Annotated in this window: 19 protein-coding genes; 11 read left to right on the top strand and 8 right to left on the bottom strand. The window is 54.4% G+C overall.

Annotation, left to right across the window (positions count from 1 at the left end):
• Nucleotides 1-830 (bottom strand): MobQ family relaxase (gene mobQ / locus AC27VJ_RS22495; protein WP_488685902.1); only part of this gene is annotated, 830 nt, incomplete at its 3' end.
• A 199-nt stretch (nt 831-1029) separates the two neighbouring features.
• On the opposite strand from mobQ, the gene AC27VJ_RS22490 reads away from it, so the two are divergent.
• The 3 genes from AC27VJ_RS22490 to AC27VJ_RS22480 all read left to right on the top strand — a co-directional run bounded on the left by AC27VJ_RS22490 (nt 1030) and on the right by AC27VJ_RS22480 (nt 3329).
• Nucleotides 1030-1398 carry a mobilization protein gene (locus AC27VJ_RS22490; RefSeq protein ID WP_488685901.1) on the top strand — a complete coding sequence of 123 codons (369 nt, stop codon included), beginning with the start codon at nt 1030-1032 and terminating at the stop codon, nt 1396-1398.
• A 256-nt stretch (nt 1399-1654) separates the two neighbouring features.
• Entirely contained in the window at nt 1655-2239 is a 585-nt protein-coding gene (locus AC27VJ_RS22485; protein ID WP_488685900.1) for a cytochrome b, read from the top strand.
• 184 nt (nt 2240-2423) lie between these two features.
• Nucleotides 2424-3329, top strand: coding sequence for a HEPN domain-containing protein (locus AC27VJ_RS22480; RefSeq protein WP_488685899.1), 906 nt, complete (start codon nt 2424-2426; stop codon nt 3327-3329).
• A gap of 116 nt (nt 3330-3445) precedes the next feature.
• Here the strand turns inward: AC27VJ_RS22480 and AC27VJ_RS22475 are convergent, their stop codons facing one another.
• Nucleotides 3446-4651 (bottom strand): sensor histidine kinase, encoded by a 1206-nt coding sequence (locus tag AC27VJ_RS22475; protein WP_488685898.1) that lies wholly within the window; start codon nt 4649-4651, stop codon nt 3446-3448.
• A gap of 167 nt (nt 4652-4818) precedes the next feature.
• On the bottom strand, nt 4819-5484 hold the full coding sequence (locus AC27VJ_RS22470; protein ID WP_488685897.1) for a response regulator transcription factor: 666 nt from the start codon (nt 5482-5484) through the stop codon (nt 4819-4821).
• Between the two features lie 131 nt (nt 5485-5615).
• On the opposite strand from AC27VJ_RS22470, the gene AC27VJ_RS22465 reads away from it, so the two are divergent.
• Nucleotides 5616-6113: a hypothetical protein gene (locus tag AC27VJ_RS22465; RefSeq protein ID WP_488685896.1), complete on the top strand. Its 498-nt coding sequence runs from the start codon at nt 5616-5618 to the stop codon at nt 6111-6113.
• A gap of 137 nt (nt 6114-6250) precedes the next feature.
• On the opposite strand, the gene AC27VJ_RS22460 is transcribed toward AC27VJ_RS22465, so the two are convergent.
• Nucleotides 6251-6529, bottom strand: a complete 279-nt coding sequence (locus tag AC27VJ_RS22460) for a helix-turn-helix transcriptional regulator (RefSeq protein WP_353578961.1) — start codon at nt 6527-6529, stop codon at nt 6251-6253.
• A 16-nt stretch (nt 6530-6545) separates the two neighbouring features.
• A complete protein-coding gene (locus tag AC27VJ_RS22455; RefSeq protein ID WP_488685895.1) occupies nt 6546-7868 on the bottom strand; it encodes a type II toxin-antitoxin system HipA family toxin in 1323 nt (440 codons plus the stop codon).
• Between the two features lie 599 nt (nt 7869-8467).
• Here AC27VJ_RS22455 and AC27VJ_RS22450 point away from each other — a divergent pair.
• On the top strand, nt 8468-8716 hold the full coding sequence (locus AC27VJ_RS22450) for a BrnT family toxin (protein ID WP_488685905.1): 249 nt from the start codon (nt 8468-8470) through the stop codon (nt 8714-8716).
• A complete protein-coding gene (locus AC27VJ_RS22445) occupies nt 8713-9156 on the top strand; it encodes a BrnA antitoxin family protein (RefSeq protein WP_488685894.1) in 444 nt (147 codons plus the stop codon). Before AC27VJ_RS22450 ends, AC27VJ_RS22445 begins: the two co-directional genes overlap by 4 nt.
• A 513-nt stretch (nt 9157-9669) precedes the next feature.
• Here AC27VJ_RS22445 and AC27VJ_RS22440 read toward each other — a convergent pair.
• Together AC27VJ_RS22440 and AC27VJ_RS22435 are read right to left on the bottom strand one after the other, a co-directional pair.
• Nucleotides 9670-9837, bottom strand: a complete 168-nt coding sequence (locus AC27VJ_RS22440; RefSeq protein ID WP_488685893.1) for a hypothetical protein — start codon at nt 9835-9837, stop codon at nt 9670-9672.
• Nucleotides 9838-10268: 431 nt separating this feature from the next.
• The gene (locus tag AC27VJ_RS22435) at nt 10269-10763 is read right to left on the bottom strand and encodes a cupin (RefSeq protein WP_488685892.1); all 495 of its coding nucleotides are present in this window, start codon (nt 10761-10763) and stop codon (nt 10269-10271) included.
• 88 nt (nt 10764-10851) lie between these two features.
• On the opposite strand from AC27VJ_RS22435, the gene AC27VJ_RS22430 reads away from it, so the two are divergent.
• Nucleotides 10852-11301, top strand: a complete 450-nt coding sequence (locus AC27VJ_RS22430; protein WP_488685891.1) for a hypothetical protein — start codon at nt 10852-10854, stop codon at nt 11299-11301.
• Between the two features lie 29 nt (nt 11302-11330).
• On the opposite strand, the gene AC27VJ_RS22425 is transcribed toward AC27VJ_RS22430, so the two are convergent.
• Nucleotides 11331-11576: a BrnA antitoxin family protein gene (locus AC27VJ_RS22425; RefSeq protein WP_488685904.1), complete on the bottom strand. Its 246-nt coding sequence runs from the start codon at nt 11574-11576 to the stop codon at nt 11331-11333.
• A gap of 282 nt (nt 11577-11858) precedes the next feature.
• Between AC27VJ_RS22425 and AC27VJ_RS22420 the strand changes: the two genes are divergently transcribed.
• The 4 genes from AC27VJ_RS22420 to AC27VJ_RS22405 form a co-directional block, all read left to right on the top strand.
• Complete coding sequence (locus tag AC27VJ_RS22420) at nt 11859-12752, top strand: DMT family transporter (protein ID WP_488685890.1); 894 nt, start codon at nt 11859-11861, stop codon at nt 12750-12752.
• A 192-nt stretch (nt 12753-12944) separates the two neighbouring features.
• Nucleotides 12945-13691 (top strand): histidine phosphatase family protein, encoded by a 747-nt coding sequence (locus tag AC27VJ_RS22415; protein WP_488685889.1) that lies wholly within the window; start codon nt 12945-12947, stop codon nt 13689-13691.
• A gap of 471 nt (nt 13692-14162) precedes the next feature.
• Nucleotides 14163-15233 (top strand): nucleotidyltransferase family protein, encoded by a 1071-nt coding sequence (locus tag AC27VJ_RS22410; RefSeq protein ID WP_488685888.1) that lies wholly within the window; start codon nt 14163-14165, stop codon nt 15231-15233.
• Between the two features lie 233 nt (nt 15234-15466).
• Nucleotides 15467-15762, top strand: a 296-nt coding sequence (locus AC27VJ_RS22405) for a type IV toxin-antitoxin system AbiEi family antitoxin domain-containing protein (protein ID WP_488685903.1), incomplete at its 3' end; no start/stop codon positions are given.

The raw sequence follows: 15762 nt of genomic DNA, 5'->3' as shown, positions 1-15762 counted from the left end.
GTGCGGGCGATATCGTGATGATCAAACACGCTTTTCTCATCCGTCAGAAGACGTAAGACCTCGTCCGGCTTTTTGGCGATGAGATCGGCGTTTCGTTTCGCAGCCTGCTCCTCGATGCGGGCTCGCGAGACCTTCAGGCCGCGCCGCTGCATCTGGCTGGCATGCACCCCCATATGCTCGGTTGGTTCAATCGACAGGCCGCGCTCAAGATGCGAGCGATGGTCGACGCGTAGATCCAAACCGGCCCGCATCAGATGCCGGTTGGTGTGTTCTGCAAAGGCTTGGCGGATGTCACGGATCTGTTTGTGAGAGGTTGGCAGGTCTTGGGCGATGAGCCATTTGTTCTCGCGCTCGATCAGCGTCTTTTCGCCAAAGCCATTCGGTGTGACTTCGCGGGTTGTCATCATCACATGGGCGTGGACATTGCGAATGTCGCTTTTGCCCTGGGGAAGGTGAATGGCGAAATCGATAGCCGCACGATAACGGTTGGCGAGACCTTTCGCAAAGGTTTGGGCCAGCGACAGTCGCTCGTCGCTGCTGAGCTCATGGGGTATGGCGATTTCGAACTCACGGGCTACGCGCGCATCGCAACGTTTCTCGGCAGCCTCCGCTGCATTCCACAGCGCCGATCGATCGAGCGCCCATAGTGCATCGACACCGTCGGGAAGAACAATCTCGCAATAATCGACACCCTGCTTGGCGGTAAAATCATGCACGAGCCCATCGCGCTGGTTCACCAGCAGACTTGCGGTGCGATAGGCAATCGAAGCCACGGCACTTCTGCCAGCTGATCTGGAAATTGGCTTGCTGCTGCAATGGTAAATCGCCACCGGCAACTGTCCTTTGCCAAATCGACAAACGGCTGCGTCAAGCACGCTGCAACTCGTAAGTGCGCCCTTGTTGCTTTTACCGGGGCACGGCTAACATTCTCAGGCGTGGGATGGCGAGGTGCAGATCTGCAGCTTGTGGACCTGCGAGATCGAGGTTCCAATACGCCCCGATCGCAGACGGACAAAGGATGACACCGCTATGAGAAAGCCGATCGCGCAACGCATCAAAGAGCTCGAAGAGCGCAAACGCATCTTGCAATCACGGCTGGGCAAGCAGGAGCGCGCGCAGGAAACCCGGCGCAAGATATTGCTCGGTTCATTTGTGCTGGAGCGCCTGGCGAAGGATGACGATCCAAGCGATCCGTGTGACCTGAGGCAATGGCTTTTACGCGACCTCCCCACCTTCCTTGATCGCGATGCCGATCGTGCTCTGTTCGGTGGCCTGCTGTGGAAAGAGACAGATGCGCAGGCCACCAGAGGCGATACCGGCCTTACGGACCGGTGTAGTGAAGCTGATGGTTTTCGTGCTGGTGATCATGACGAAGCAAACGACACGGATCGATTGTGATCTGGGTACGAGCACCACGAAACCGGCGACCGGAGGCCTTGCACACAGGCTGAAGAAAGTAACCGATCGGTGAGGCCGGCCTGACGGGAACGCGCTCTCCATAGCGCTGTAGTGAGCGGCAGGACGGGCGGGCGTCTGGCGCGAGCGCAAAAGGGGAATTCGTACCAAGGCCTTTGATCGTTTACGACTGACCGTGTCTGTTGCCCTATCGCTTGATCGCGGCTAGAGGCAGTCAAGGACAACCAGGAATTCTTGCATGTGGATGGATACACCGGGGCGTTACGGATTGGTCAGCCGGTTGCTGCACTGGACGATGGCGTATTTGCTGATCTGGCAGTTTATCGTTATTCTGACGTGGCGATTGTTTGGGGATACGGAGTGGGTCAGAACAGTCACGTCGCTTGGACCTGGCCATGGCACCGTTGGCCTTGTGGTGATCGTGCTTGTCGTCTTTCGCGCTATCTGGTGGACCGTCAATCGCAACCATCGTCCGGTGCAATCGCCAGGCTGGTCGGGACGTGTCGCTGCGACAGTTCACGTGACCTTTTACATCCTGATGTTTGCCATCCCGCTTATTGCGCTGTTACGGACCTATGGCAGCGGCAAGGGTTGGGAGCCGTGGGTTGCATCAACCGGCGTTGAAATCCCGTGGATGGTAGCACTTGGCGATCTTCTTCACGGTGTACTGGCGTGGTTTCTCTCGATCCTCATTGGAGGGCATGTTGTCATGGCGCTGGTTCACCGTTTCGTCTGGAAGGACGCAACGCTTCGGCGTATGACAAGCAGCTTGGGAAAGAGGCCTGCAACCGACACAGGCCCAGCAGGCAATAGTGTCCTTTAATACCCTCGATCCGCGATTTCGGGCTGAACGAGGAAAGATAGAAAGATCGATACGCTGCATGGTCGCCAGTTTCGTGAACGGCATCTGGCGTGACGAAACAGTTTAGTAAAATCACGCGATCGAATCTGGCATGGTTGCCCCGTGCGATGGTCGAGTGATGTGTTGAGCGATATGAGGACCTTTGATGGATATTGAACAACTCAGCCATTTGCCTGCGAAGAAGCATCGTGAACTTCAGCGCGTCACGCAGGTTCTGTTTGAGGAGTTCGAGGATGCGCTGAAGACAAAAGTTTCCGAAAAGAACAAGCGTGGTCGTATCGTCAAGGTTATCCTGTTTGGATCATACGCGCGCGGCAATTGGGTCGAGGATCACACGGGCGGCTATCTCTCCGATTATGATCTTCTCGTCGTCGTGAACTACGACAACTTCGGCGAAAATTACGAAGCCTGGGAACGCGCCGGAGAACGGCTGCTGCAGGAGTTGACGATTACGCGCAACATCGCGACACCGGTTAATTTCATCGTCCACACCTATGGCGATGTGAACTCGCAGCTTGCGCGGGGACTGCCGTTTTTTGTGGACATCGCCAGAGACGGCATCCCGCTTTACGATGCACCCGGATATCCGCTTGCCTCACCCAAAATGCTGTCGCCGCAGGAAGCCCGGGACGAGGCAAAGAAACACTTTGATCATTGGTTTCCAAGCGCGACTTATTGCATGAGACAAGCGGAGTACGCTCTTCGAGACCAGCAACCGAAACATGGGGCGTTTCAACTACATCAAGCCGCAGAACGCTTGTACCACTGCGTTCTGCTGGTACTCGCACTCTACAGCCCCAAGTCTCACAAGCTGACGTTCCTTCGCTCACAGGCCGAGCGCCTTGCGCCCTCGCTGATTGCGGTCTGGCCGCGTGATACGAAATTCGCCAGACGCTGTTTCAGCCGGCTGGACCGGGCCTATGTGGATGCTCGATATTCGCCAGCCTATGAGATTACCGATGAGGAACTTGCCTGGTTAACGGAGAGGATCAAGCTTTTGCAAGAGGCTGTCGCCAAATTGTGCGCTGACAAACTCGATGTCGCCTCGTGATATTGGCCCGCGCCATCCGACCGAGATCAGCCGTCTACACGCGTCGCAGATGAGCTCGATGTTTTCTCCTATTTCGACTGTGGTGTGAGGAACGTCGATGATGACGTCTCAAAAGGCTAGCCGAGCGTTTCCCTGTCTTCCCATGATGCCGGGAGTGTCACCGCCGCCTCAAATCCGTTCTCGATATTTTTGAGCAAAACCGTTCCGCCATAGAGCTCGGTAATCTCCTTTGCGATTCCCAGACCAAATCCGCTTCCCGTCACAGTTTCATCCAGTCTCAAGCCGGGACGAAAGGCCAATTCTATCTTGTCTTCGGATATGCCGGGGCCATCGTCCCTGATTTTGAATTCGATGAATTGTCCTTTTTGCTCTGCAAAAACAGTGATCGTTGTTGCAGCCCATTTGAATGCGTTATCGAGAAGGTTGCCGAGAACCTCATCCAGGTCTTCCGGGTCGCAGCGAACACCGATGTCACCATCGACGTCGCAGCGAATGGAAAGGTCTTTGGCTCGATAGACATTTGACAGGACGAGAAGGAGATCGTTGAGATGCGAACGGACGATGGTGTGCTGATCGGCTAGCTCTGCAACCGCGGCCTTGCGCGCATCTGCCAGGTGGTGGCGAATGCGTCGGTCAATGCGATGAACAAGGTCTCTTAAGCCGCCGTCCGGGTCGTTTTTTTCATTCAGACCAATGGTCAGGCTGGCAACGGGTGTTTTTAGGCCATGAGCCATGTTGGCGAAATGGATGCGCGTGTCCTCCAGACGCCGGGTGTTCAATGCAATCAGGCGATTGATCTCGATAGACACCGGCTTCAATTCGTCGACACCGGCATCCGGCAGGCTCGCTTTGTTTCCACTCGAGACCGCGCCAATATCGGTTGCAAGGCGAATGAGCGGCTTGAGGCCAAAGCGCACTTGAAAATATGTCCCGATGAGAAGACTAATGCCTAAGAGCAACATGGCAGGCACCAGCCACATCAGTGAGCGCAAGGCCGGATCGGTCAACGCCGATTGCGGTGCCGAGACCGTTATCTGTACCGATTGATCGCCAACTTGCGCCTGCAACGTTCTGGCATAGAGCGCTTTGCCGTGCGCATCTTCGGCCTCGCTCGGTCGGGGCCTGCTCGTTCCAAGGTCACGCCAGTCTGGGCGGCGGCGCGGCTCAAGACGATCGGTCTGCAAAGAGCGGGAGGACAAGCTGAGATTTTGGGATGTCACCTGCCAGTACCATCCGGATCCCGGCCGATCAAAAGGTGGCCCGTTGAACTGAGCATCAAGTCTCACTGAGCCGTCTTCACTGAGGCCAAGCGCGCTTCGCAAACCTTCGATCTGGGTGTCGAGCCGTTGATCGATTTGCTCGCGAACGACGCTTGCAACGATAAACCAGAGGATCACGGATGCAACAAGGACAGCGCCTGCCACAAATGCGATGGAAAACGCAATCAGGCGCCCGGCAATCGACCGTGGTTGTTGGCGGCGCCAAAACCTCATGATGACGCTGCCGTCAACATGTAGCCTCTGCCGCGAACCGTTTCTATGAACTCAGCGCCAATCTTTCGGCGCAGTCGAGCAACGATGACTTCGATTGAGTTTGATTCCACGTCGGCGTCGCCATCATAGACCCGCTCCATCAGTTCGCTCCGATCCACGATCACTTCTTTGCGCAGGATGAGGCATGAGAGCACACGCCATTCAAGGGCCGTCAGTTTTAACGGCACACCGTCTTTTTCAAAGGTGCCCAGCTGGGCATTGAACACAATCGAACCGCAGGTAACGATCGCGCTTGCATGATTGTTAGCCCGCCGAACGAGAGCCCGAAGCCGCAATACAAGCTCCTCGACCCTGAAGGGTTTGGCCAGGAAGTCGTCAGCTCCGGCTTTGAAGCTTGCGACCTTGTCAGGCCAACCATCGCGCGCGGTCAGAACGAGTACCGGAAAGGTGCGGCCCGCTTCGCGCCACGAGGATAGAACCGCGACACCATCGATCTTCGGCAGCCCCAGATCGAGGACAGCGACATCGAAGGCTTCGGTCAGGCCTGCATGCTGCCCATCTTCACCATTGCGCGCGATATCAACCACGAAGTTTTCGTTTCGCAGGCTGTTGGCAATGCGGCTGGACAGGTCGCCGTCGTCTTCGACAAGGAGTACACGCATGGGAAAATTTTACTCCGAATGACGAGGCTTTTTATGATGCTCACGCTTAACTCAAGCTGAACCAGATGGTTCAGGCTGCTGGCGGCACTGTCTTGCTAAAAAAGGTCATCCACAAACAAAGGAGACCTGAAATGTCGATCACATCTGGACCGGAAACCACGCAGAGCCAGGGCGAAGCCCATAAGCCACACCCTCAGCCAAAAAAGAGACACGCAGCTGCCGTGGCGCTCGGTGCTTTCGCCATCCTTGCCGTTGGCGTTGCAGGCGGCGCTGGCGCCATGAAGCTCACACGCCCGTCCGCTGAACTTGCACCGCTTGCTCCGACCGCAATTTCTGCCATGTCGGAAGACAGCTTGATCAGTATCAAAGGCAAGGTCGCGGAGATATTTGGCAACAAGTTTATCGTCCAGGACGATAGCGGGCGAGCGCTGGTTGAAACCGGACCTGAAGGTGAGGGCGGAAAGATCGTCAAGCCGGATGAGGTCGTTACTGTCCAAGGCCGTTTCGATAACGGTTTTCTGCATGGTAGCTACATCGTTCACGAGGATGGCAAGACAGACGAGCTCGGGCCTGCGGGCAAACCTCCGCGCGGCCCTGGACACGGCCCGCTCAAGCACCTTTTGCCGTAAGTGTGCCGTCAAGCAGATGAGAAAGAGCGTCCGGCTTTTGCCGGGCGCTTGTTTACGCTTCCGGTGGAGTTGGTAGAAGGGAGACGTGGTCTGGCGTGCTCTTGCGGATTTCGTTCTCGCGCAATTCAGCTTTTGCATCAACCGCTTTTGGGTACGAAACCGATTCCGAACCCGAAAAGCCTGCCGATCTTTTCTAATGTTTCGAGCGTCGGGTTCCCTGTTCCTGTTTCGATCTCAGCGACTTGGCGCCGGGTAAGCGATAGCGTCCTGGCGAACTCTTCTTGCGTCATACCGAACCCTTTACGGATTTCTAGCACAGCACTTGGCAGCCTTAAGTCCCCAGTTCGAGCGCGCTCCGCCAGTGTTCGCCGGTTCTCAAGAATTTCTTCTTTTGTGGGTTTTTTCCAACGAGCCATCACCTGTTCCCCGCCATCACTGGCATGTCTCTAAAACACTGTCTGCGATTTCGATACAGCGTCCCATCGCACGCCCTAGAATCTCCGGAGATGCTCCCAGATCTTTTGCTATGGCAGGAACTTGGCGCAGATGTTCGGCAAACTTGGCGAGTGCAGTTGCTAGCACCTTCTGCTCGGCAGGATCAGGTGCCAATTCACCGCAAATGCTTCTCCAATCGGGACGATGATCGCGACCGCTTTCACGCATAGTTGCCCATCGTGTGGAGCGAACAATCCCCTCCCTGGCCAGCCGCATAGGGGCGAAATCGAAGAGCGGAGACAAACGTATCGTGCCCTCCTGGTGTTTGCTTAGCGCACTATTGCGGCCGTGATTATCAGGATTGCCGAGGGCTTGGTTTGCAATGTCGCGCTTCAAGTATTCAACTATGTCCGAGAAAGGATCAGCCGAATATCGACGTAGAACGTCGATATAGGCCTCATGTGTGCCGATATGTCCGAAATCGGCCACGCCAATCGCTGAAACGAGACTCTCTTGCCCCAACCGCACAGTGCCACCGCCTTTTCTCTTTTTCCTGTCGAAACGGGGAATGATCAAGACGCCTTCGGCATAGGTCGACGGTTCGTGGACATTAAGGCCGATCTCGCGAGCAATCCGCGAATAGAGAGCTTCTCCTTCGAGTATAAGGCGATCCACAGGTTCGTTGCTGCGCACCAGTTTGACGATGATATGGCGCACAGCCTCTTCATCCCCCACGAAGCTGTCAGGATAATAGAGCCCGTTATCTGCCTGGGTCATTGAGACCTTCGGCCACTCGCCTTGCAAGCCACTGGAGCCTGAGGCGAGCATGCCGAAGCGGTCGGCTACTTCCATGAAGCGATCCGACCGTTCACGGATTTCCACTTCTGTTACCCCTTGGCGCTCAACACCGCGTAGCCGCTCTGTTTCTTCGTCTGACGCTTCTTTGATCCGAATATTGCCTATACCGCCTGTTGCCGATCGTAACAGCAGCGGGAGATCGGAGGCGCGCGAACCTTCAGCAAGGCTAAGGTGTTCCGCAAGCTTTCGCCTTGCATGCCCCTGCGGCATAAGATCCAGGAGGAAAGGCGGCCAGTTGCTGCTACATCGATTTTCTAAATCAACGGGATAACAGACAGATAAGGCGTGACGGTCGCGGACGGTTTTTCCGGCTGCGAATTCCGCCGATGCCACATTGACGAAATAGTCGAGATCGTAATCGACAATAGACGCGCCCCGGAAACCGGCCGCGTCGTCTTTCAGTTCTAGCGTTGCCGCACGGTGCCATGCGTCGTCAAAATGGGTTTGGAGCGTGAAGCGCATTGATTGACCCTCTTAGTGGAACAATTAATGCGATTTACGAATTTATTCAACCCATTTTAATGGGTAAATATCAACTTTTCAAATCGGTATGACTGGAACGGCGACAAGTTGGTGCTTGTTCCAACATTCGTCCCGCAGGCTGCTGGCAATGCGGCTGGACAGGTCACCGTCGTCTCCGACAAGGAGTGCACGCACGGGAAAATTTTACTCCGAATGACGAGGCTTTTTATGATGCTCACGCTTAGCCGGCTATGTCGTTCTCATTCACGTCAAGAACTTCGATAACGGAAAATATGCCGGCTGCTGCTACGCGGGTAGCAGTCGTGGTTTCAGTTAGAATTTGGAGATAAGTCAGTGATATGTCACTTCTAATTAGGGTTAGTGAGGATTGGTGCCTCATCCTATTTAAGGATTCACACACAGAAAATTGCCGGTCTTGGGGCGCTTTTTTACACTTTTTTGAAAAAAAAGCTCGGTCCGCGCTGCGTGCAATCATGGCAATATCAAATCTTGCCTACATCGGAGCAAGCTTGCTAAACACTAATTATTGTACGCACAAAAATCTTGCGCCGTATTTTGAATTAATGTAATTACAAAATATAAAAATCACTTACGACGAACCGAAGCGCCGATCCAATATCGAAAAGCATGGCCTCGACTTCGCAGAGCTGACGATTGATTTCTTCATCGCCTGTAAGGTCGAAGAAACGAGGGCTGGGCGCTTCAAGGCAGTTGGTGATTTTCAGGGCCGTACCATTATAGCGGTGGTATTTCGCCCCCTCGGTTCTGAAGCCCTGTCCGTTATCCCAATGCGGCAGGCGAGCAAGGCAGAAAGGACAGCACTATGACCAGCAAATGGCCTGAGTTTATGACAGCGGATTTGAGCGATAGCGAAGCCGACAACGCCGAGCTGTTACGCCGCTGGCACGCGTACGATCACGCCATGAAGGAACTTGTCGCAAAAGGTGGTATCCATATGGATGCGGATGGTTGGTGGGTGGAAACAGCGACCGGCGACATGATCGGCCCCGATCCAGAGATCGAAAAGCCGTTGGAGCTGCGCGACGGCATAAAAGCAAAGCCGTTCCGTGAGGCGTTCCCCTATCTGGCGAAGAACATAGACGTTGAAATAGCGCGCAGGGGGAGGCCAAAGGCAGACGTTCACAAAACGCCCGTCACTATTCGCCTCGATCCGGATGTTGTCGATCTTTACAAAGCTATGGGCAAGGGTTGGCAGTCACGGCTTAATAGTGACCTGCGAAAAGTGAACGGACTACAAAACGTCTAAACCATCAGGGAAGGGGAACTATGAGTACTCCGCGAGAAACTCTTTAGCCAGCTTGGAACCGACCGCCCCAAATTTCAGGCGTTCCTTCAGGAAAGACCAGACCACCTTTCCAGTCCATAGGACAGGATCGCATGGTCTTACCAGATGGCGTTTGATGAACTCTGGGACATAGTCAAGGATGGAACGCACATGCTTGTTCCGCCCCTAATTGGGCTGTGTCGCCAGAGCACCGAATTGACGATCAGGTCGTCGCTCTTCCAATTGAGGCGCGCAGAACCTAAGCCGGGGCATGATTTGGTTGACCTCTTCATCAAGTTAAAAAAGAAGTCGACAAGTACGAACCGGAGCATGGTGACTACGACGCTGAGGTCATTGCGCAGGTTCATGAAATCCAACGTTTTGACGAGAATGCCACTCGATATCCAACGCAAACGGGCAAATATTTTGATGGGCTAGACGCTTGGTGCCAATCAGGAACAATCTTCGGTCATAGACCGACCCCTTATTTTCCTTTTAGCGGCTATTCTTAGAGCCCCTATGAGGACACCGCTTCATCATCTTTTCGATCGACGTGCTATCTCCACCGAAGCGATCTAAAACCTCGATGGCTTTCGGCAAACTCAGCTCGTAGACTTCTTGGAGCATTTCGGCGGTGTATTGCTTGATCTCTGTCTGGCTCATGCAGCATTCTCCTTACCCGGAGCAAATGCGATCGGTCACTGACCGGTTCCAGCGGAGCCTTGTGCGAATTCTGACCTGTAAAATGTATCGATTGTTGACCTCTATACCCAATTTGTCGCCGGCTTATAGGTGCTGCCTGGACCGCTAATCTTGGACCACAAATCAATTTTTTTAGGCTTTACGAGCGTTAAAGCCCGGCCTGAGCATTTCTCTTCAACATCTTGGAAACAAAAAAGGTCGGGGCAATTGCACCGACCTTTTGTCGCTTGTCATCATCTGTTGCCAGTACATCCGTGGTCAACATGCAAGCGGTGGCGCCGCCACGCCACTCAATCGATACGAACTGCTTATGACGGATTTCGTTCCCCCTTTTTGTGAACGATATCCACGGCCGGTAACTTCGATTGCTGTTGCGTGATGTGGATGGGTGTTTATCTTTTGCCCCATAACCTCTGCAAAGCACCCGGCGAACCCTCTACGGGATCATTTGTTGGAGTAGCAAGCGCCCTGATTTTTCTCAGCATATCTTTCGTCGGAGCTGAGCGCTGTATGTCGACCTCCTGATCTGGCGGATATGCGCCGACGACCTGAAAGTCGGGCGAAGCCTTCAACCGCTTGTGGCCCGTCCCGGCAGGCAGGACCAGGCAATCTCCCGGCGATATCTCCAGAACGGGTCCATCTGACCCACCGATTTGTAACGCAGCATGACCACGACCGATCCCTAAAACCTCATGGGCGCTGCTATGATAGTGATGGTAATCGAAGACGCCGTTTCGCCAGGTGGCGGTCCATCCATTTTTAAGAAACAGATCTTCGAATGCGCCTGAGTCCATACATGGGGCGATTTGGCGATAGATGATCACTGGCAATGTCTCGTTGTTGGGGATCCAGTCGCTCTTTGACAGCATAAAGTGCTCGACGTTCATATCATCTCCGTAGAGTTCGGTTCGATCTGTCTCACTGAGGTTAAGATGACAGGGACGGTAGGGTTCCCAGGGGCAACCTCGCCTTGCAGTGACAGGACAAGCCTGCTCGGTGATGCCGTTAGATCACAGATCGAGTGAAACGGCGGCGTCCGGTGTTTATTTCGATGTCAGGACTTGCAAGACCGAATGGTTCCGGCATTTTTCGACCATGAGCCTGACAACGGATTTTATTGGCGAACTTGTTCGAGATGCCAATCGCATGGAGCACCTTGACGCGTTCCAAAAACGCCGGGCGTTGGAGCGTGCCGTTGCAATGATTGCGGAGTTGCGAGGTGCCATCGGCATACCCACAGGTCCGGGCCGCGATATATCGCTTGATATTCACACAACAGCACTATCGGTAGAACGAGGCTGGCGCGACGATAATCAGGTCCGCGACGCATTTCTTTTGGCTGCCGGTATGATCCGGGACCTGCACATTGGCCTCGATAGCAAAACAAGAGTATCAGTCGTCGCAAACCGCAATGTCTCGTTGTAACTGAGACTTGGCCTATGCCGGCTGTCGGCTCAATCCTCGCTGTCGCGCCGGGCCAACATTTGGATCCTCAGACAATCGTTGATCCGCTCCTGCCAGCCCGGTCCATCGTCCTGGAAATATGCCAGGACGTCACTGTCGATCTTTAAGGAAACGAGCTCCTTGGTCGTTGGGATAGCGCGTTTCTCCACGGCGGGTGCTGCAGCCTTTTTGGGAGCGGCAAACAGAGCTTCGGCGGCATCTCTTGGATCGAGCGGTCTGCGGGGCTTTTGTGCCATGATGTGCTTTCTAACGGCCAGTGCACGCAAGCGAGCGCCATGGACAAATGAGAGATCGTTCAGATGAACAATTGAAGGACTGAAATGCCCAATATGCAGTGTAAGGTGTATCAGGCTCGATGTCGATTGGTCGGTCAGCGAGGCTAGTCGCCATTGACCACACACAAGGAGTTCCTTCATCAGGTCATCGACGGAACACCTCGAAGGAGGCTGCTGCAATTTGATGGATCGTCACACCGGACTGGGCTAGTACAGATCATCAGCAGTATCGTGGTGACGTGCATGACAGGATCATTGGAAGCAAGGCCGCTTTTCGGCATCGGGCTGGCGGCCATGGGCTACTCCTGCTTTGCTCTACAGGATGCGCTCGTCAAATGGCTTGTCGAAAGCTACGAGGTTCCGCAGATACTTTTTGTGCGAAGCGCCGTCATTGTTCTGATTACCGGCATACTGGCACATCGCTACCGCCACCCCTCCATCCTCAAAAGCAAATATCGCGGCACCGTCGTTCTTCGCGCAGCACTCATGCTCACCGCATGGATGCTGTTCTACAGCTCCGCGCGATATCTAGGGCTGGCGGAACTCACCACGCTCTATTTCTCTGCACCCATCATGGTCATGGTCCTCTCCATCTTCGTGCTGAAGGAGAAAGTCGGCGCAGGCCGCTGGATAGCCTGCGTGGTCGGTTTCGTTGGTGTCATCGTGGCTGCCAATCCGGCCAACTCTCCAAACTGGCTGCCCGCAACACTGTGCATCATCGCGGGCTTCTGCTGGGCATGGAGCACCATCCTCATTCGCCTCGTCAGCAAAAGCGAAACGACATTAACGCAGATGTATGCCACCAGCGCATTGTTCGGCATCGCCTGCGCACTGTCCTTGCCCTGGCTCTGGACGAACCCGGATGCGCAAGGCTGGCTTCTCATGATCGGGGTCGGACTGGTCTCGACAATCGGGCAATATCTTCTCTACGAAGGCTTCAGACACGCGCCCGCATCCTCACTCGCGCCAGTGGAATATACCGGCCTGATCTGGGCGTTCATCTATGGTTACGCCATCTGGACGGAGATACCGGCGATCAACGTCTTCATCGGCGCAGTTCTTATCGTCGCGGCAAGCCTTGTGCTTGTCGGGTGGGAACGGCGGAATATGAGGACGGCAAAGGAGCGGATTAGCTGATGTCTGCCATAGTGGTGAAGCAACCACTTTGTCGAAAGGTTGCCCACGACAGGTCACCTTTCTGAGCCAGCGGGCCTGCGCTGCTTTCGTGGTCTTGTGGTTTTGAATATGATAATAAGGGCTTGCCGATGCCATCAGGGTTACCGACTATCTGGCCCCGTGGCGTCCTAAATATCTTCTGCAGGATGGCCTATGCGCGTCTTTCTTGTTCGTCACGGCGAATCCCTTGGCAACCTAGACGAACGGGCTTACAGCCAGTTTGGCGATCATAACGTACCGCTGACGCAATGGGGATATCGCCAAGCTATGCAAGCCGGTGCCGTGATCACGGCTTTTTTAGCCGGTTTGACAGAGCCGGGGTCACAGAAGTTGCGCGTATGGTACTCACCGTTCCTGCGGACCCGGCAAAGCAAGGACGCGCTGCTTGAGGCCTTGCCTGTCGAGCGCGTCGGCAAGGTGCGCGAAGACTATTTATTGCGCGAGCAGGATTTTGGTCTCTTCACTGAGATCTACGATCACGCGGAGCGGAAACAAAAGTTTCCTGACGAATTCGAGAAATGGGCAAGACTGCGCAGCAACAGTGGCAAATTCTACGCCCGGCCGCCCGATGGCGAAAGCCGCGCCGATGTCGCGCAGCGCATGCGGCTGTTCCTGCAAACCATCATGCACGAGGCCCGACATGGCCACGACAGCGTGGTTATCGTCGGCCATGGTGTCACCAATCGTGCCTTCGAAATGAATTTCCTGCAGCATCCGGTCGATTGGTTCGAACGTTCCGTCAACCCCGGTAATGCCGACGTTACACTGATCGAGGGAGCGCGCGAAACAGGATATACCTCGACGCTGCTGCACAAGGCGAACGACCGTCAGCCTGGCCAGAACGATCTGCGCCAGGCCTATGGCGCGGAGGTTACGATACGGCAAGAGCCTGAGCCCTGAGATCCTTTGTGCAGCCCGGGTCTGGTTTGCTGTATCAAAAGTTAGACCAACGCGCCGTTTTTTTGTTCCCTACTCGGTCGGCACTTGAAAAAGAACGAGTGTGAGGCAAGTTTCAACGATGATGTTGCAAAGGATTTCATTAGCGAGCGTGTTACAAATGCCAATCGCATAGAGCGCCTCGACACTTTACAAAGGCGTCGGATGCTGGAGGCGCAGTCTCGACGATCGTGGATTTGCATAACCTCGGATGTCAGGCTTACCTTGCGCGTCGAGCTTGATATACTGCTCGACAGCAGGAATTCTGTCTATATGGGAGAACGTTAGCGACCGTCTCGTGTTTGCGTTTATGTCCGTAGCCTAGGAAACCAATTTAAGGCACATATAGAGATTTTGACGGCAATTTGTGGATTGTACGACAAGCCTGAATTCGTTATAAGGTTTTGTCAAATTCCTTATAACAAAGATGACGTCGTGAAGCATATCGATCTGTTATATCGCACTGCGTTCGCTGAACTCGCGGAACGGACATTCGACGCCCAATTCGAAGCAGACTTTTCATTAGACGGTCGGTTCTTGTCCGTACCGGTCAAGGGACGCAACTACTGGTATTTTGAGTACCCGACCGATGAGGGTGAAAAACGCCGTTACGTGGGGCCGGAGGCAGATGAAGAGATCACAGCTCGCGTAGGCCGCCATAAGGAAATCAAGGGTAACATCCGCGAGCGTAGGCGTCTCGTCGGGATGCTTCTACGCAGCGGCGGTATGTCCGCTCCTGATCGGTTCGCGGGTGAAGTGACGAAAGTCCTTGCGGAAGCAGGCCTCTTCCGTCTTCGAGCGCTTCTGATCGGCTCTGTAGCATTCAGCTGTTACTCGGGTCTCCTCGGTGTCAGGCTCCCTGGTGCCTCCATGCAGACAGGCGACGCTGACTTCGCACAAGACTTTGCGATCTCGGCCGAAGTCGAGGATAGCCTGCCGCCGATCCTCGATCTCCTAAAATCGATCGACACCACATTTCGGGCGGTCCCGCACCAAGCTGACAGGGCAAAGGTGGTCGCTTTTGTAAACTCGGTGAACTACCGCGTTGAATTCCTGACGAGTAACCGTGGATCGGACGAGTACACGGGAAAGCCCTCTTCCATGCCTGCACTCGGTGGCGCGTCTGCCGAAAACTTACGGTTCCTGGACTTCCTGATCTATGAGCCGGTGAGAACTGTGCTGTTGCACCGGGAGGGCGTGAGCGTGAATGTTCCCGCTCCCGAACGATATGCCATCCACAAGCTGATTGTGGCTTCCAGGCGGCATACTGACGCGATTGGGGTACCCAAGAGAGATAAGGATCTTTTGCAGGCCTCTTTGCTATCCGTGGCTCTTATGGAGACACGACAGGGCTATCTTCTAGCCGATGCCTATTATGAGGCATGGGAGCGCGGGGAAGCCTGGCAAGAAGCGATCGTGGCGGGCCTCATGTTGATGCCAGACGACGGCAAGAACGCTCTGGCGGAAGCTCTTGGGGTTACTGTTGATAGGCTCGGCAAAGAGTAGGAATAATTATGAACCAGGTCTACACAGGTTAGGACCTTGTACGACTGGGATTTATTTGGAACGGCTGGGTTAATCTTGCACGTTTGGGCTTGCGTTAAACATTACCCTGAAACCATCCTCGTGGCGAAGAAGGATGACCTCATATCGCCTCTATAGAGAGTGATCCTTGAATAATTGATACGGCGCATTTGGAAAATTCTTGAAACTTTCATAAAATGGAAGTATCTGGAAATATGTCTTCGTTGGCGGACCAGATTTTTGCAGCCGGATTGGCTGATCGTTTTGTGAATGACCAGCAACTCGCCGAGTTGCTTGGCGGTAGTGACGCGCGTCGGTATGGCCTTGTCAACCGCGCTTTGAAAGACGGGTCTCTTATTCGCCTGAAGCGGGGTTGTTATGTTATGGCGCGGCGTCATCGACGTGACCCGGTTCATCCCTTTGCCATCGCCCAAAACCTCGTGCCGGGCAGCTATATTTCTTTCGAAACAGCGCTGTCGTTCCATGGATGGATTCCGGAGGCGGTGTTTGT

Source organism: Agrobacterium sp. 20P9.1.2 (assembly GCF_057799395.1).
The sequence above is the reverse complement of the archived record's forward strand: the minus strand, read 5'-3'. Positions and strand labels throughout refer to the sequence as shown.

Coding starts and splice junctions, on each gene's coding strand:
- AC27VJ_RS22490 (WP_488685901.1), top strand. CDS start 1,030: ATGAGAAAGCCGATCGCGCAACGCATCAAAGAGCTCGAAGAGCGCAAA.
- AC27VJ_RS22485 (WP_488685900.1), top strand. CDS start 1,655: ATGTGGATGGATACACCGGGGCGTTACGGATTGGTCAGCCGGTTGCTG.
- AC27VJ_RS22480 (WP_488685899.1), top strand. CDS start 2,424: ATGGATATTGAACAACTCAGCCATTTGCCTGCGAAGAAGCATCGTGAA.
- AC27VJ_RS22470 (WP_488685897.1), bottom strand. CDS start 5,484: ATGCGTGTACTCCTTGTCGAAGACGACGGCGACCTGTCCAGCCGCATT.
- AC27VJ_RS22465 (WP_488685896.1), top strand. CDS start 5,616: ATGTCGATCACATCTGGACCGGAAACCACGCAGAGCCAGGGCGAAGCC.
- AC27VJ_RS22460 (WP_353578961.1), bottom strand. CDS start 6,529: ATGGCTCGTTGGAAAAAACCCACAAAAGAAGAAATTCTTGAGAACCGG.
- AC27VJ_RS22455 (WP_488685895.1), bottom strand. CDS start 7,868: ATGCGCTTCACGCTCCAAACCCATTTTGACGACGCATGGCACCGTGCG.
- AC27VJ_RS22445 (WP_488685894.1), top strand. CDS start 8,713: ATGACCAGCAAATGGCCTGAGTTTATGACAGCGGATTTGAGCGATAGC.
- AC27VJ_RS22440 (WP_488685893.1), bottom strand. CDS start 9,837: ATGAGCCAGACAGAGATCAAGCAATACACCGCCGAAATGCTCCAAGAA.
- AC27VJ_RS22435 (WP_488685892.1), bottom strand. CDS start 10,763: ATGAACGTCGAGCACTTTATGCTGTCAAAGAGCGACTGGATCCCCAAC.
- AC27VJ_RS22425 (WP_488685904.1), bottom strand. CDS start 11,576: ATGGCACAAAAGCCCCGCAGACCGCTCGATCCAAGAGATGCCGCCGAA.
- AC27VJ_RS22420 (WP_488685890.1), top strand. CDS start 11,859: ATGACAGGATCATTGGAAGCAAGGCCGCTTTTCGGCATCGGGCTGGCG.
- AC27VJ_RS22415 (WP_488685889.1), top strand. CDS start 12,945: ATGCGCGTCTTTCTTGTTCGTCACGGCGAATCCCTTGGCAACCTAGAC.